This is a genomic window from Aeromonas bestiarum (genome assembly GCF_000819745.1).
GTDB classification, from domain to species: domain Bacteria; phylum Pseudomonadota; class Gammaproteobacteria; order Enterobacterales; family Aeromonadaceae; genus Aeromonas; species Aeromonas bestiarum.
In genome coordinates this window covers 1-13,971 of the sequence record NZ_CDDA01000032.1, presented here as the reverse complement: position 1 = coordinate 13,971, position 13,971 = coordinate 1, and the positions used below count along the sequence as shown (strand labels likewise).

13 protein-coding genes are annotated in these 13,971 nt (G+C 56.4%); 8 read left to right on the top strand and 5 right to left on the bottom strand.

The window, feature by feature from the left end:
- The first annotated feature begins 14 nt into the window (after positions 1 to 14).
- The 7 genes from flaA (at position 15) to BN1118_RS16200 (ending at position 7,142) form a co-directional block, all read left to right on the top strand.
- Positions 15 to 926 carry a flagellin A gene (gene flaA / locus BN1118_RS16230; RefSeq protein ID WP_043136842.1) on the top strand — a complete coding sequence of 304 codons (912 nt, stop codon included), beginning with the start codon at positions 15 to 17 and terminating at the stop codon, positions 924 to 926.
- 579 nt (positions 927 to 1,505) lie between these two features.
- Positions 1,506 to 2,411 carry a flagellin B gene (flaB, locus tag BN1118_RS16225; RefSeq protein WP_043136841.1) on the top strand — a complete coding sequence of 302 codons (906 nt, stop codon included), beginning with the start codon at positions 1,506 to 1,508 and terminating at the stop codon, positions 2,409 to 2,411.
- Positions 2,412 to 2,449: 38 nt separating this feature from the next.
- Entirely contained in the window at positions 2,450 to 2,890 is a 441-nt protein-coding gene (locus tag BN1118_RS16220; protein WP_043136839.1) for a flagellar protein FlaG, read from the top strand.
- Positions 2,891 to 2,917: 27 nt separating this feature from the next.
- Entirely contained in the window at positions 2,918 to 4,303 is a 1,386-nt protein-coding gene (gene fliD, locus BN1118_RS16215) for a flagellar filament capping protein FliD (protein WP_043136837.1), read from the top strand.
- A 25-nt stretch (positions 4,304 to 4,328) separates the two neighbouring features.
- A complete protein-coding gene (fliS, locus tag BN1118_RS16210) occupies positions 4,329 to 4,751 on the top strand; it encodes a flagellar export chaperone FliS (protein WP_043136836.1) in 423 nt (140 codons plus the stop codon).
- Entirely contained in the window at positions 4,748 to 5,047 is a 300-nt protein-coding gene (locus BN1118_RS16205; protein ID WP_043136834.1) for a hypothetical protein, read from the top strand. The genes fliS and BN1118_RS16205 overlap by 4 nt, the downstream gene beginning before the upstream one ends.
- Positions 5,048 to 5,054: 7 nt before the next feature.
- Positions 5,055 to 7,142, top strand: coding sequence for a motility associated factor glycosyltransferase family protein (locus BN1118_RS16200; RefSeq protein WP_043557081.1), 2,088 nt, complete (start codon positions 5,055 to 5,057; stop codon positions 7,140 to 7,142).
- A 111-nt stretch (positions 7,143 to 7,253) separates the two neighbouring features.
- Here the strand turns inward: BN1118_RS16200 and BN1118_RS16195 are convergent, their stop codons facing one another.
- The 5 genes from BN1118_RS16195 to BN1118_RS16175 form a co-directional block, all read right to left on the bottom strand.
- Positions 7,254 to 8,069 (bottom strand): cobalamin-binding protein, encoded by an 816-nt coding sequence (locus tag BN1118_RS16195; protein ID WP_043136832.1) that lies wholly within the window; start codon positions 8,067 to 8,069, stop codon positions 7,254 to 7,256.
- Positions 8,062 to 9,012, bottom strand: coding sequence for a cobalamin biosynthesis protein CobD/CbiB (locus BN1118_RS16190; RefSeq protein ID WP_043557079.1), 951 nt, complete (start codon positions 9,010 to 9,012; stop codon positions 8,062 to 8,064). The genes BN1118_RS16195 and BN1118_RS16190 overlap by 8 nt, the downstream gene beginning before the upstream one ends.
- The gene (gene mtnN / locus BN1118_RS16185; protein ID WP_043136828.1) at positions 9,009 to 9,701 is read right to left on the bottom strand and encodes a 5'-methylthioadenosine/S-adenosylhomocysteine nucleosidase; all 693 of its coding nucleotides are present in this window, start codon (positions 9,699 to 9,701) and stop codon (positions 9,009 to 9,011) included. The genes BN1118_RS16190 and mtnN overlap by 4 nt, the downstream gene beginning before the upstream one ends.
- 139 nt (positions 9,702 to 9,840) lie before the next feature.
- On the bottom strand, positions 9,841 to 10,599 hold the full coding sequence (locus BN1118_RS16180) for a substrate-binding periplasmic protein (protein ID WP_043557077.1): 759 nt from the start codon (positions 10,597 to 10,599) through the stop codon (positions 9,841 to 9,843).
- 97 nt (positions 10,600 to 10,696) lie between these two features.
- The gene (locus BN1118_RS16175; protein WP_043557257.1) at positions 10,697 to 11,629 is read right to left on the bottom strand and encodes a ZIP family metal transporter; all 933 of its coding nucleotides are present in this window, start codon (positions 11,627 to 11,629) and stop codon (positions 10,697 to 10,699) included.
- 370 nt (positions 11,630 to 11,999) lie between these two features.
- On the opposite strand from BN1118_RS16175, the gene BN1118_RS16170 reads away from it, so the two are divergent.
- Complete coding sequence (locus BN1118_RS16170) at positions 12,000 to 13,631, top strand: methyl-accepting chemotaxis protein (RefSeq protein WP_043557076.1); 1,632 nt, start codon at positions 12,000 to 12,002, stop codon at positions 13,629 to 13,631.
- Positions 13,632 to 13,971 lie beyond the last annotated feature (340 nt).

The window sequence follows — 13,971 nt, the reverse complement described above, 5'->3', positions numbered from 1 at the left end:
TTAGGAGAATGGTCATGGGTCTTTATATCAATACGAACGTTTCATCGCTCAACGCTCAGCGTAACCTGATGAACACCAACAAATCTCTGGATACTTCCTACACCCGCCTGGCATCTGGTCTGCGCATCAACAGCGCAAAAGATGATGCCGCCGGTCTGCAAATATCCAACCGTTTGACCTCCCAGATCAATGGTCTGGATCAAGGTAACCGCAACGCCAACGATGGTATTTCCGTTGCCCAGACCGCTGAAGGCGCCATGGATGAAGTGACCTCCATGCTGCAACGGATGCGTACCCTGGCTCAGCAATCCGCCAACGGCTCAAACAACACGGATGACCGTACCGCATTGCAGCAAGAGTACGATCAATTGATGACAGAGATAGATCGTGTCGCCGGTGATACTACATTTGGTGGCCAGAATCTGCTCAAGGGTGGATATGTGGGTTCCTTCCAGGTAGGCGCCGATGCGGGTCAGACCATCACCTTCCGGATGACCACGGCCTTTACCATCTCCGGTATGGCATCAGCCACCAGTGGCAGTGCTGCTGTGACGACCACAACATCGGGTGAGCCCTACCTCGTCACCAAGACGGCAGGTACTCCGGTCAGCTCCACCAGCATGTCGTCCATCGCAGCGGCGAGTTCAGCTCAGTCTGCCATGGCCAACCTGGATTACATGATCAAGGTTGTTGACAGCAAGCGTGCAGAACTGGGTGCGGTGCAGAACCGGTTTGATTCGACAATTCGCAACCAGGCGAACGTGTCCGAGAACGTCAGCGCCGCCCGCTCACGGATCCGTGATGCAGACTTTGCGATTGAAACTGCCAATCTGACCAAGCAGAACATTCTGCAACAGGCGGCATCGACCATACTGTCACAGGCAAACCAGCGTCCTCAGTCTGCCCTCTCGCTGCTGCAGGGCTAACAAAAGAAAACAGGGCGGTTGTTCAGGCCGCCCTGGTCAAGAGATGGAACAAAGGGGTGTTCGGGTTTGCACTCTGTTCTATCGGGAGAGAATCAATTCTCTATTAGTAATGCCAAGTGTTGCCCAGCTGTTCAGTTCTGTCACCCTTGGTCGTATTCTCCTGAGCATATGCTCATTTTAGGCCGGATTTTCCGGCCTCTTTTTATTGTGCCGTCAAATTGACGCCACTCCATCATACCAAAGCACAAACCGTGCCAAAACCAACCTCTCTTATGTGCACGCCGTCATGGTGCCTGACGTCACATGGCGAGTCTTCTGGCGCCTGCGATTTGCCGCTTGCCGGATAAAACTTGCCGCCTTCGGCAATTATTTTCCTAAAGCTTGTGTCCGTGCGGCCGTTAAATAAAGTGAAGCAATCGAGGGGTGTTCGGAATCCAACGTTTGCACTACTGCGGGTGGCCTGTTCGTTCAAACAGACACCCGCCAGAAGACACAGGATTGTTCAACCTGTTCTTCTAACGGTGGGACGTCGCTTTGGCGGCGCAACCCGCAGTCGCATGTTCTTCGGGAGAATATTTTATGGCCATGTATATCAACACGAATACTTCATCACTGAACGCCCAGCGTAACCTGATGAACACCAACAAGTCCCTGGATACGTCCTATACCAGACTGGCCTCCGGTCTGCGTATCAACACCGCCAAGGATGACGCCGCCGGCCTGCAGATCTCCAACCGTTTGACCTCTCAAGTCAATGGTCTGGATCAAGGTAACCGCAACGCCAACGATGGCATCTCTGTTGCTCAGACCGCTGAAGGCGCCATGGATGAAGTCACCTCCATGCTGCAGCGTATGCGTACCCTGGCCCAGCAATCGGCCAACGGTTCCAACAACACTGACGACCGTACAGCACTGCAGCAGGAATTCGACCAGCTGACCACAGAGATCGACCGTATCTCCACCGATACTTCCTTTGGTGGTCAAAAACTGCTGGATGGCAACTACAAAGGGTCCTTCCAGGTCGGTGCCGATGCCGGTCAAACCATCACCTTCAAGATGACATCCGCCTTCACGATCAGCGGTATTGCGTCATCGACCAAGGGCAGCGCTACCGTGGCGACCAGTGCCACCGGCGAACCCTACACTGTGACCAAGGGCACCACTGCGGTGACTTCCACCAGTGTGAGCAGCATCACGACTGCCAGTGCCGCCCAACTGGCCATGGCCAACCTTGATTTCATGATCAAGGCGGTTGACAGCAAGCGGGCAGAGTTGGGTGCGGTGCAGAACCGTTTTGACTCGACCATTCGCAACCAGTCCAACGTCTCCGAGAACCTGAGTGCAGCACGCTCTCGTATTCGTGACGCAGACTTCGCGACTGAGACGGCCAACCTGACCAAGCAAAACATCCTGCAACAGGCTGCCTCCAGCATCCTGGCGCAAGCCAACCAAAGACCGCAATCTGCCCTGTCCCTGCTGGGTTAACAGACAGGCTGTGATGAGATAGAAAGAGGAGCGACGATATGGCCAATGAAATTGGAATCCCGTCATCGGTCACTCCTTCTTCTCTTCAGTCAAGTAGCAAGAGCGGCCAATCGGCCGCTCAAGTGCTATCTGGCACGACAGAAGAGCAGCGGGTGACGGCACAGGATGTGAAAAAACAGCAAGAGGTCAAAGCTGAAGAAAAAAGCAGCAAGCAGGACGCCTCCGAGATTGATGTTGAAAAAGAGGTTCAAAACTTGCAAGAGTTCAGTAAGTTGCAAGGATGGACAGTCAATTTCAGTGTTGAGAAGGATCTCGAGCAGGTCGTCATCAAGGTGATGGATGCTGAAACCAAATCTATGATTCGCCAGATACCCAGTGAAGAGTTGCTGGCCATCAGCAAACGGATCAAGGATTTGCGCGAAGGCGATGTGGCCGGTGGAGGCTCGCGCGTCGGGTTGTTGCTCGATAAAGAGATCTAATACGCAAGCGTTACGAGGAGAGTGAGTATGACCACGATTACTTCTGCAGGTGCGGGTTCGGGACTCGACCTGGAGTCAGTGATTGCTGCCAGTGTCGATGCCAAGAAGGCACAGCTGCTGCAGCCTATCACCACCAAGAAGACCAACACTCAGATCACTCTCTCAGGGGTCGGGCAGCTGAAATCTGCTATTGCCTCTTTCGTGACCACGCTCAAGGCGATGTCCAAGGATGATGCCTTCAACAAGCGGGCCATCTCTATCACCCAGGACAAGGATAATCCTGTCCTCAAAATCGAGAGTAAAGCGGGAGCTTCCAACGGGCAGTACGACATTACCGTCGAAAAATTGGCAAAGACCAGCAGGTTTGAAGGTGTGTTCGACAAATCCACCGACCCTCTTATTACCCAGGATGGTGTCCTGACCTTCAAGGCCGGGGACAAGACCTTTGACGTGGATGTCAAGGCGGGGGATACGCTGCAATCCATTCGCAAGCGCATCAATAATGACGGTGACAACTTTGGTCTGAGCGTCAACATCATGAACACATCCGATGGCAAGTCCAAACTTGTCATCGACTCTGGCATCAGTGGTACAGGCAAGGATCTGCAGATTACCGGCAATACCACTGAGCTGACTGACAACCTTGTCTCCAAGCTGAGCCAAAAACAAGCTGCTCAAGATGCCCAGATCAAAGTGGATGGCAGCACGCTGACCAGTGCGACCAACACCTTCGATGGCACCATTGCCGGACTCAAGGTGACAGTGCTGAGAGAGTCCGATAAAAATGCGGACAATACGTTCAAATCTAACAAAGTGGATGTGACCACCGACAAGGGCGGCATCAAGGACATGGTCAAAAGCTTCATCGATGGCTATAACGCCTTGGTGAAGAAGAGCAGTGACCTTGGCAAACGCAACTCGATTGTGGCGGGGGTCAGTCAAAATGATGGCGGTGCCTTGGCCGGTGACGCCACGACTCGCGCCGTGGCCAACATGATGAGCGGTGCGATCACAGAGCCTTCCAATAACTCCTCCACGTTTTCGACCATCTTCCAGCTGGGTGTCAAGATGGACAACAAGGGCGTGCTTTCCCTCGATAGTGAAAAATTTGATGAGGCTATCGACAAGAACTTCGACCAGGTAGTTGCCGTGTTTGGTGGCAAGGACGGTGTGGCGGGCAAGTTGGCCGGGCAGCTTGAAAGTTACTCAAAAACTGGCGGGTTGCTTGCCAAACGTGAAGAGAGCCTCAATTCGGATCTGCGCGATGTCAATCGCAAGCAGTCGGATGTCGCGGCCCAGCTGACCAAGTATGAAGAGACCCTGCGTGCCCGCTACGGGAGTCTGGATAGCATGCTGGCCAAGATGAACAAGTCGGCCTCATATTTGAATCTGCTCAACACCAAGAGCAGCTAATTTGTAGTCAGGATCGGTGTCTCATATGTATCGGAAAAATATCAAAGCCTATACCACCCAGAGTCTGCAATCCGAGCTGGCAGTCGCAGACCCTTATCGCGTCATCCAGCTGCTGATGCAGGGGTGTCTCGAACGTCTTGCTCAGGCGCGTGGTGCGATTGAGCGTCGTGATTTTGAGAGCAAGTCCCAATCCATTTCCAAAACAATGGCCATCATCAACGGGTTGCAGGACTCGCTGGATCTCTCCTATGGCAAGGTGCCAGAAGATCTCTTTGCGCTTTATGACTATATGAAGGTACGGATGATGGATGCCAGCCGCGACATGGATATCGCCGTCGTTGACGAGGTGATGGCCCTGATGTTGACCGTGAAAAGCGGGTGGGATGCGATTCCTGTTGAAGAGCGTGACAAGGCGCTAGCTCAGCAAAAAGTGGGTCGGCCGGAATGAGCAATGTTCCGTTATCCGAGCTGATTGAGCATGGTAACCAGCTGTTGGCCCTGCTGGAGCAGGGCGACATGCTTGCGGCAGACAAGCTGACGGCTCATTACTTGAGCGTGCTTGATGGTGTGTTTCAGCACATTGAACTTGGCACTGCATTGAATGTGGAACAGCAACAAGCATTGCTGCAGTTTCAAACCATCCACGACTGGGTAGAAAAAGCGAAGCATCTGACGGAACAAGAGTTACTGCAGTTTTCCAAGGCCGGTCGAGCCTCTGATCTTTACAAGCTGAATGCAGGTTAGGCATATAATGGATTTTAATAAAAATATTACTCAGGTCGAGAATGAATTGTCCCGCCTCGAACTGCAAAAAAGGCAGGAGGCAGCCATGCTGGATGTGCTGCCTGCCCGTTATGAACTCAATATGGCGGCCTTCGAAAAATACATGCCTGGCATTCATGAATTTTTCAAAGATTACCAGCCTGTCAGGTCATTTCGCTTCTTCTGCAATGAGAATGGCATTCCCAACGTCTTGTGGCTCGATGAACAAGTGTCACTCTATGGTGAAGACCCACTGGTCGAAGCACAAGCACAGATAACCGAAGTGATTGAACAGAGTGTGCTGCAATGCATCGATTTTGTTCCCCAGTGGTACATCGATGGTCAAATCCATATAAAATACAACAATGAAATATCCAAGCTTAAAGACAAGGCCGCGTTGGAAGGACTTAGATTAAAGAAGACATTAAATTCAGATATTCCATTGTCACTCATGTTTGGCATTGGTCTGGGTTACCAGCTGGGTTATCTCTATGAGCAGTGCAAGATAAGGAATCTATTTGCCTTCGAGCCTGATCTCGACATGTTCTATGCTTCCCTCTACTGCTTCGACTGGCATACTTTGCTTGAATATATGGAGCAAGAGTCACTGAGCCTGCACCTGTTCATCGGTGTAGATGAACAATTGCTGGTAGCGGACATGATGGAAGCCCTCCATCGCAAGGGGGCATTCTGGTCGGCCAGTTATTTCTCGTTTTGTCATTATCATTCACCAAAATTGCATGCGTTGATAGATCAGGTAGAGCGCGAGTTCTATTTGCTCAAGACGGGTTGGGGATTTTTTGACGATAATATTTATGCGCTTGCCCATAGCCATAATCATCTGCAGGAGGGAACGCCATTCCTCAAGCGGCAGCGTGATACGTCTGCATTTAGCCAGGTCCCTGTATTTGTTGTAGGTAATGGGCCGTCTCTGGACCAGAGCATAGATTTTATCAAGCAGCACCAGCAGCAGGCCATTATCATCGCCTGTGGTACGGCCGTCAGCGCGCTTCACAAGGCAGGAGTCAAACCAGATATCTATGTGGCGGTAGAGCGCACCAAGAGTTCGGCCGATTTTCTGCGTATCCTGGATGCCGATGATTTTATCAAGGACACCGTCTTCCTGAGTGTTGATGTCATCCACCCTGAGTGCAAAGAATTCTTCCGCAAGACGGGATTGACGTTCAAACCGAACGAACCCATGTTCTCCATGCTGATCAGTGCTTTTGGTCAGGCATTTGAATATGACTCCATTGAGTTTTCCAACCCGTTTGTTGGGAATACAGGTCTCAACTACGCGGCCTTGCTGGGTTTCAAGCAGGTTTATCTGTTCGGCATCGACAATGGTTACAAGTCTGCTGGGAAACACCACTCCAGTTTGAGCCTGTATTATAACGAAAAGAAAGAAGCAAAATACAACGAGAATTTGAAAGATACCTTCCCTGCACCAGGGAACTTTGGTGGCGAGGTGCGTATCAACCATTTGTTCGGGCTCGCCATCCATAATATGGAGCGGGTGCTGAATGATTATCCTGATTTGCGCTGCATCAACAGTAGCGATGGCGCCTATATAGAGGGCGCCAAGCCTCAGCGTATCGAATCTCTGCAGCCATCCTGGCCTGAACTGAATAAGATTCATTTGATGGATGAGGTCATGGAGCGTTGTTTCCAACCTTTTGACATGACCAGTTTTGATTTCAATGCTGCGCTCAATGCATCACTCTTTGATGAGCTGATAGATAAACTTCAAGCAGACTGGCAAGTCGTGCCGTGTGAGCACAATGCCATATTAGCCCTGATGCAACGGCACCATGATTATCTCCTCTACTTGCTCATGAGTCGTGAATGCCATCTCTATCGTGTACTGATTGGTTCGATAAACTATTTCTATGCCAATATCATCAGCTTGATGATGGCATTGGTGAATGCAGAGGCTGGCGAGTTTGAAATAAAGCTGAAAAAGGCTGAAGAAATACTGGGTCACTTCTTTGATGAGAGTAAGGTCATGTATGTCGATGCATTCCAGCGGCAGGATTCTACCTACTTCGCCGGGCTTAATGTCTTCAAACATACCTGACAAGCAGATCATGCCTTCTACTGAAAAGATGCCTGTTCAGGCATAACGAGACGCCGGCTGATGCCGGCGTCTCTGTTTTCAATATCCTGATGTCATGACCAGATCTGGTTGCTACTTGGTTTGCAACTGCGCGATGGCATCACACATCCGCTGTACGGCATTGAGTGCCCTCGGGGTGAAGCGGTGCAGTTCGTCCGAGTTGATGAGTTGCAGACGCTGATGCTTGACTGCATCGATCATGGGCCACTGCTGCCAGTGACGCAGGGCGTCGGGATCTTGACTCCCCGCCAGGATCAGTGCCGGGTTGGCCTTGATGATCTGCTCCAGGCTGACCTGGGGGTAGGGAGTGTGGGCTCCCGCCATCACATTTTCTCCGCCACACAGTTCGATGGCCTGAGCCGGCCAGGCGGAACCGCTGACGCTGGTCAGGGGGGGATCCCAGAGCTGATAAAACACCTTGATATGCTTGGGCTGGCCGTAGCGTTGCTTGAGGTCAGCCAACCTGGCGAGATAGGCATCGGCCTGGGCATTGGCCGCTTGCTCCAGCTCCAGCCGTGTTCCCAGTGCGCGTATTTCCGTGGCCAGGGAGGCGAAATCCGTTGGCTCGGAGTAGAACACCGGAATACCCAGCTGCTCTATGGGCGCCAGCATGCGGGATTGGGCCGAGCGCCAGGCCACCACCAGATCCGGTTTCTGGGCCAGCAGGGCTTCCAGGTTGATGCTGCGGTAGTTGGCCACGTGCGGCCGTGTCGTCACCTCGGGTGGAAAGTCGGAGGCATCATCGGTGGCGACGATGCGATCGCCGGCACCGATGGCAAACAGCAGCTCGGTCAGATGGGGGGTGAGGCTGACGATGCGCATCGGCGCAGCCGCCAGCAGCGTCAGTGGCCAGCAGAACAGGCAGATCAGGGCGACATGCCTAGCCATGCAGTTGCTCCAGCGCGGTGAAGAGGACGGCCAGTGCCAGCCAGCCCCAGCCAATTTGTTGCAACCGGTTGAGCAAGCGCAGTGCACTGCTGGCATCAGGGTCGCTCACCGCATCGAACACAGGGAAGCGAAACAGGGTGTCCTGGTAATAGCGTGGGCCGCCCAGCCGGATCCCCAGCGAGTGGGAAAGCAGCATCAGCAAGGCGCCCATGGCAGGGTAGGGCCACCGTATGGCCGTGCGCAGGCGAGCCCCCAGTTGGCGCAGCTGGGTCAAGCACAGGGGCAATGCCAGCAGCAGGATGGCGGGGGTACAGAGTCCCTGGTAAAGCACGGCAGCGGCGCGGCCAAAGTGGCTGAATGCCGCTTGCTTGGGGCTCCAGCCCTGATTCATCAACTGAGCGAGTCGCCACAGCAGGGCACCCTGAACGCCCGCCAGTGCAAACCCGAGCAAGGGACCGGCCCATTGTCCTGTCAGTCGCAGCGCGCAGGTTTCGCTGACCGCCTTGGCGACCCCCATCACGGAGAGTTTGCCGGTATCGCGCCTGAGCCAGGGGGCGGCCTGCAGCCGGGCAACCACCAGCGTCTCCTGACTTGCCAGCGAACGGGTGGCCTTGGCCAGCTCTCGCAGCGGGCGCGACTCTATCATCAGCAGCAGAAACAGCAGATCAAACAACGGCTCCGAGAGGGAAAGGTTGCGCACCGCCCAGAGTCCGGCAGCGCACGGCAGCCAGACGACCAGCAAGGCGAGCAGACCGGCCTGGAATTGCTGCCTGGGCGCGCCATCTGGCCTGTGTACCTTGTGGCCGAGGCGGGTCAGCAGGGGCACCAGGGCGGAGAGCCTGAACTGGGCAGGCCAGGGCAGTATGGCTTCCAGCAGCGCGGCCCCGAGCAAAATGGCCGCCGGAGTGGCGGCCATCTGTTCCAGCGTGGTGAGGTCGATCACAGTTTGCCGAGCATCTTGATGATCATCTCGGCCGAATGCTGGCCTGCCACCTCGATGAAGGCGTCGAAGGATTCAACCTGTTCCTTGCCGGCGATGTCCGACATGGCGCGCACCACCAGATAGGGGACCTTGAACATGTGGCACACCTGGCCGATGGCGGCCCCTTCCATCTCGACTGCCAGCATCTGCGGGAAATCGGCACGGGCTTTCGCAATCGCCTCGGGCTTGCACATAAACTGATCGCCGGTGCAGATGAGGCCAACTTTGGTCTGATGCTTGCCTTGCTCGGCGATACAGTCCTGGGCCACCGCGATCAGCTTCTCGTCGCACGGGAAGGCGGCGGGTTGTTGCGCCATCTGGCCCATCTCGTAGCCGAAGGCGGTCACATCCACGTCGTGGAAGCGCATTTCGCTGGCGATGACCACGTCACCTATATGCAGATCCTGGGCGAAGCCGCCGGCGGAGCCTGTGTTGATAACACAATCCGGGGCAAATTTTTCCAGCAGCAGGCTGGTGGCTACGCTGGCGGCGACCTTACCGATGCCGGAGCGAGTCAGGATCACCTCTTTGCCCGCCAGCATCCCCTGATAGAACTCGCAACCGCCCAGTTGCAGGGTGGTTGGCTCGCTCATCTGGCTGCGCAGCAGGGCCACTTCCTGTTCCATGGCGCCGATAATACCTACTTTCATCACTCACCTCGTCTCGATGGCCGCGTGGCCGAATAAGTTGTTGTGGATCATAACAAAAGTTGGCGATGGCGCCGAGCATTCCGAGAGGGTCGCCAGGAGGAAGAGAAAGGGGAAAGCGGCGGAAGTGATGTGTCCCCGCTCAGCGGTATCGTTCCACCAGCCTGGTCAGCGCGCCGCTGTCGGCCAGTTGCTGCAGCGTGCTGGCAAACAGGGCCAGCCGCGCGGGCGAGGTGTGTTGATGAAACAGTATGTAGAAAGGGGTCTCCTCCATGACGGTGGGGAGTATGCGCACCTGGCCGGTGAGCCTGTGCTGGCGAATATCGAATTCGAAGCCGGGTGAGCGGTAATAGATGAAGCGCCCCCGTTTCATCCGCAGCTTGTCGTAGTTGGCCGTGCTGTTGATCCCGCCGCTGTCGATGAGGAGCCCGCCGATGGCTTGCAGCCGCTCTATGGCTCCGCTGCCATGGTTGATGAGGATGATGCCCTCCTTGCCGAGGGCCCTGACATCGTCCCAGTGACGAATATGGATGGGGTCGTCGCTGCGCACCGCCAGGTGGTAGCGCACCGTGAAGATGGGCGGTTGCAGATAGATGAAGTGATTGCGGCGGGCCGGGTTGTCACCGACGCCGCAGATAAAATCGAGCTGGCCGTGCAGCACGCTCTTCTCCAGCCGTTTCAGCGGCAGGAAGATCTGATCGCCCTGGATGCGCAGGGCGGGTTCTCGCTGCTCCATGAGTCGAAACAGGTCGACGCAGATCCCGCCAACGTGTCCATCCGGGTTTTCAATGTATTTTGGGGCCGACTCCGGCTGCGCCGCCGTGTGATAGACCTCTATGGCACTGGCTGCCCAGAGCGCAGGGGCAAGCAGGAAAAGCAGTGAGGCCACCCAGGATCTCATCTCACGCAGGCCCTCGATGAAGGCTCGGGGAGATCCCGATGCCAGCTATGTCAGTATCGTCAACGAATGAGACATTGGACTATTTATCAGCATCTTATCAACCCAATGCGGTGTCGAGCGTCATCATGAGGGCAAAGCCGGCCATCAGCCCCAGGGTGGCGTGGGTCTGGTGACCATTGCGATGAGTCTCGGGGATCACCTCGTGGGAGACCACAAACAGCATGGCGCCGGCGGCCAGCCCCAGCCCTATGGGATAGGCGATGGCCATGCCGCTGGAGAGGCCCACCCCGAGCAGGGCGCCGAGCGGTTCCAGCAGACCGCTGCCGATGGCGACCAGTACGGCTTTGCCCGGATGAAAACCGGCGGCGCACATGGCGAGCGCCACCGCCAGCCCTTCCGGAATGTCCTGCAGTGCGATGGCGGTGGTGAGTGGCAGCCCCACCGACATGTCTCCCTGGGAGAAGCTGACCCCGATGGCCATGCCCTCCGGCAGGTTGTGCAGGGCGATGGCAAACACGAACAACCAGACCCGGGAGCAACTCTCATGGCCCGGGCCGCAGGGGCCCGTCTTGTCATGTTCATGGGGGGTGAACTGATCCAGTCCCAGCATCAACAGTACCCCCAGCGTCATACCGGCTACCACCACGGCGGCGGCGAGGAAGCCATCCCCGGTGATCCCTTCCGCCGCCTCGAGTCCCGGCAGCAGCAGGGAGAAGGCACTGGCGGCCAGCATCATGCCGGCGGCAAAGCCCAGCATGCTGTCTTCCACCCGTTGCGGCACGGCGCGCAAGAAGAGGGCCGGCAGGGCCCCGAGGGCGGTGGCGGCAAAACCGGCCAGTCCACCGATGAGGCCATAACGGGCTCCCGGACTGATGTCGCCAGCCGCCAGCATGATGAGGCTCTGCAACAGCAGCAACAACACGGCTGCCAGGGCGATGAGCAGGCCGATCGCGGTCAGCGGGCGAGCCTGCATCTGCTGGCGCAGCTGAATTGACCAGGAGGAAACCGGCAGCGCCGACGCGTTATCCATAAACATGACCTCGATTGACAGCGGATGAGGATGGCTCATCACCATGGTCTTGCATTACACCGAGGCGGGCCTGCTTTGTCCATGCACGCTGATCGATTGCCTTCATCGGCTAACTATTTGATATGTTTTGGTCGCTATAAAAAGTTTGTGATGCAAGTCAGGTTGTTCGGAAAAACAACTTGCTTTCACACCGCGAAATCCGGTGAAGGAGTAGGCAGATCTGTGGTAAAGTGCCGCCCTCGCGAAACCAGCCCTTCCCTTGGTTTTTCGCAACGTCCCATCTCCCGTCAGGAATGTCCGGGTATCAGCTCATACGGATGTGATCGCCACAGTGCACCTGCTTGTCAGCAGTTGAGGATCACCAGCCACCATGTTTTATAAAAATCTGTCTATCGGCAAGAAGATTGCCGTGGTCTTTGCGGTCATTGCCGCCGTCAACGTGATATTCGGTATTTTTCTCTCCAGCGAGCTGCGCGGCGTGCGCGACCGCGTGCTGAACTTTACCGATTCCACCCTGCCGAGCGTGCTCTCGGTGGAAACGCTGCTCTACGATGTCTCCTACGTGCGTCGGGCCCAGTTCGCCCTGCTGATGGTGGATGATGCCGCCGATCTGCAGGCCCGCCGTGGCCGCATTCAGGACAATGTCCAGAAGGTCGAGCGTGCCTTTCGTGCTTACGAGTCAACGGTTGGTGCCGATCATGAGCGCCAGGTGTTCAACCGTGCCAAGCAGGACTGGCAGCAGTACCTGAACTCGGTCAATGCGGTGGATCAGCTGCTGGTACAAGGCCAGCTGGCCCAGGCCAAGGCGCAGCTGTTCCAGTCCAACGCCGCCTATGGTGCGCTGGAGCAGTCGGTCAACAGCCTGGTGGAGGTGAACCTCGGCTTCGTGAAGGAGAATCGGGGCAGCCTGCTCGACAGCGTCAACATGGTGACCAGCTTTGCCATGGTGAGCATAGGCAGCCTGCTGCTGTTCATGATGGCCATGACCTGGTTCCTGACTCGCCAGATCTGCCTGCCACTGCAAGCCGTGGTGGCGCAGGCCAACGCCATCGCCGCCGGTGATCTGACCCATCAGCTGGATCGCCAGCACATAGGTCGCGATGAGCTTGGCATGCTGGCCAAGGCATCTCTCAAGATGCAGGACAACCTGCGTGGCTTGATCGAAGAGGTGGTAGCCGCGGTGACCCAGCTTGGCGCCGCCATCGAAGAGGTGAGCGCCGTTTCCGAGCAGTCGGCGCAAGGGATCCAGAGCCAGCAGCAGGAGATCTCCCTGGTGGCAACTGCTATGACCCAGATGAAGGCCACCGTGGCCGACGTGGCCGGCAACACTGAGACCGCCTCCGAGTCCGCCAGCTCCGCCAACGCCCTGGCCCGTCGCGGCAATCAGGATGTGCAGAGCTCGCTGGTGGCCATTACCCGGGTCGCCGAGGAGATTGAGCAGGCGGGGACCCTGGTCGCCGAGCTGGAGCGTGAATCTGCCCAGATCAACGTGGTGGTGGACGTGATCCGTGGCATCGCCGATCAGACCAACCTGCTGGCGCTCAACGCCGCCATCGAGGCGGCCCGTGCCGGCGAGCAGGGGCGTGGCTTTGCCGTGGTGGCCGATGAGGTGCGTACCCTGGCGGGTCGTACCCAGGCATCCACCGGCGAGATAGTGGCCATCATAGAAACCCTGCAGGCGCGCGCCAACCAGGCGAAAGAGGTGACAGGTCAAAGCTGTGACATGATCCGCCAGTGCGTGGTGCAGAGCGAGCAGACCAGCAACGGCATCCAGCAGATCGAAGAGGCGGTCGCCCAGATTGCCGACATGGCCATTCAGATTGCCAGTGCCTGTGGCGAGCAGGATGCTGTCTCCGATGAGCTGGGTCGCAACGTGGAGCGGATCAATGAATCCTCCAACGAGGTTGCCATCGGTGCCGATCACACCGCCCGTGCCTGTCTGGAGCTGAGCCAGCTGGCCGCCGGTCTGAAGCAGACCATAGGTCGTTTCCGCCTGGCCTGATGAGGGCAATGCCGGCTTGGTCTAGGCTGAGCCGGCCATGTCCGCTGGACACACAACAAAACCCGGCGCTTGCCGGGTTTTGTTGTTTTACAGGGCGCCAGGGGAGGTGGATACCCAGCGAATGAATCCTGATCTTCACGTCTTCACGCTGGGCCTGCGGCTGCGGGCGGATGGCCGCGGGCAAAGGATTGATGTCGGCAGTTAAGCATGGTGAAACCCGGTTGGCGGGAAAGGGGTATGAGGATTTGCGTTGATAACACTCATGCCTGCCGGGCTGCAAGGGATGCTCAGCACTGCCATGGAATGGCCTCGTTGCGGTAGCAATAAAAAAGGCTATGTC

What these genes read in the sequence shown, in the direction of transcription:
- flaA (WP_043136842.1), top strand. Translation starts at nt 15, where the DNA reads ATGGGTCTTTATATCAATACGAACGTTTCATCGCTCAACGCTCAGCGT.
- flaB (WP_043136841.1), top strand. Translation starts at nt 1,506, where the DNA reads ATGGCCATGTATATCAACACGAATACTTCATCACTGAACGCCCAGCGT.
- BN1118_RS16220 (WP_043136839.1), top strand. Translation starts at nt 2,450, where the DNA reads ATGGCCAATGAAATTGGAATCCCGTCATCGGTCACTCCTTCTTCTCTT.
- fliD (WP_043136837.1), top strand. Translation starts at nt 2,918, where the DNA reads ATGACCACGATTACTTCTGCAGGTGCGGGTTCGGGACTCGACCTGGAG.
- fliS (WP_043136836.1), top strand. Translation starts at nt 4,329, where the DNA reads ATGTATCGGAAAAATATCAAAGCCTATACCACCCAGAGTCTGCAATCC.
- BN1118_RS16205 (WP_043136834.1), top strand. Translation starts at nt 4,748, where the DNA reads ATGAGCAATGTTCCGTTATCCGAGCTGATTGAGCATGGTAACCAGCTG.
- BN1118_RS16200 (WP_043557081.1), top strand. Translation starts at nt 5,055, where the DNA reads ATGGATTTTAATAAAAATATTACTCAGGTCGAGAATGAATTGTCCCGC.
- BN1118_RS16195 (WP_043136832.1), bottom strand. Translation starts at nt 8,069, where the DNA reads ATGGCTAGGCATGTCGCCCTGATCTGCCTGTTCTGCTGGCCACTGACG.
- mtnN (WP_043136828.1), bottom strand. Translation starts at nt 9,701, where the DNA reads ATGAAAGTAGGTATTATCGGCGCCATGGAACAGGAAGTGGCCCTGCTG.
- BN1118_RS16180 (WP_043557077.1), bottom strand. Translation starts at nt 10,599, where the DNA reads ATGAGATCCTGGGTGGCCTCACTGCTTTTCCTGCTTGCCCCTGCGCTC.
- BN1118_RS16175 (WP_043557257.1), bottom strand. Translation starts at nt 11,629, where the DNA reads ATGGATAACGCGTCGGCGCTGCCGGTTTCCTCCTGGTCAATTCAGCTG.
- BN1118_RS16170 (WP_043557076.1), top strand. Translation starts at nt 12,000, where the DNA reads ATGTTTTATAAAAATCTGTCTATCGGCAAGAAGATTGCCGTGGTCTTT.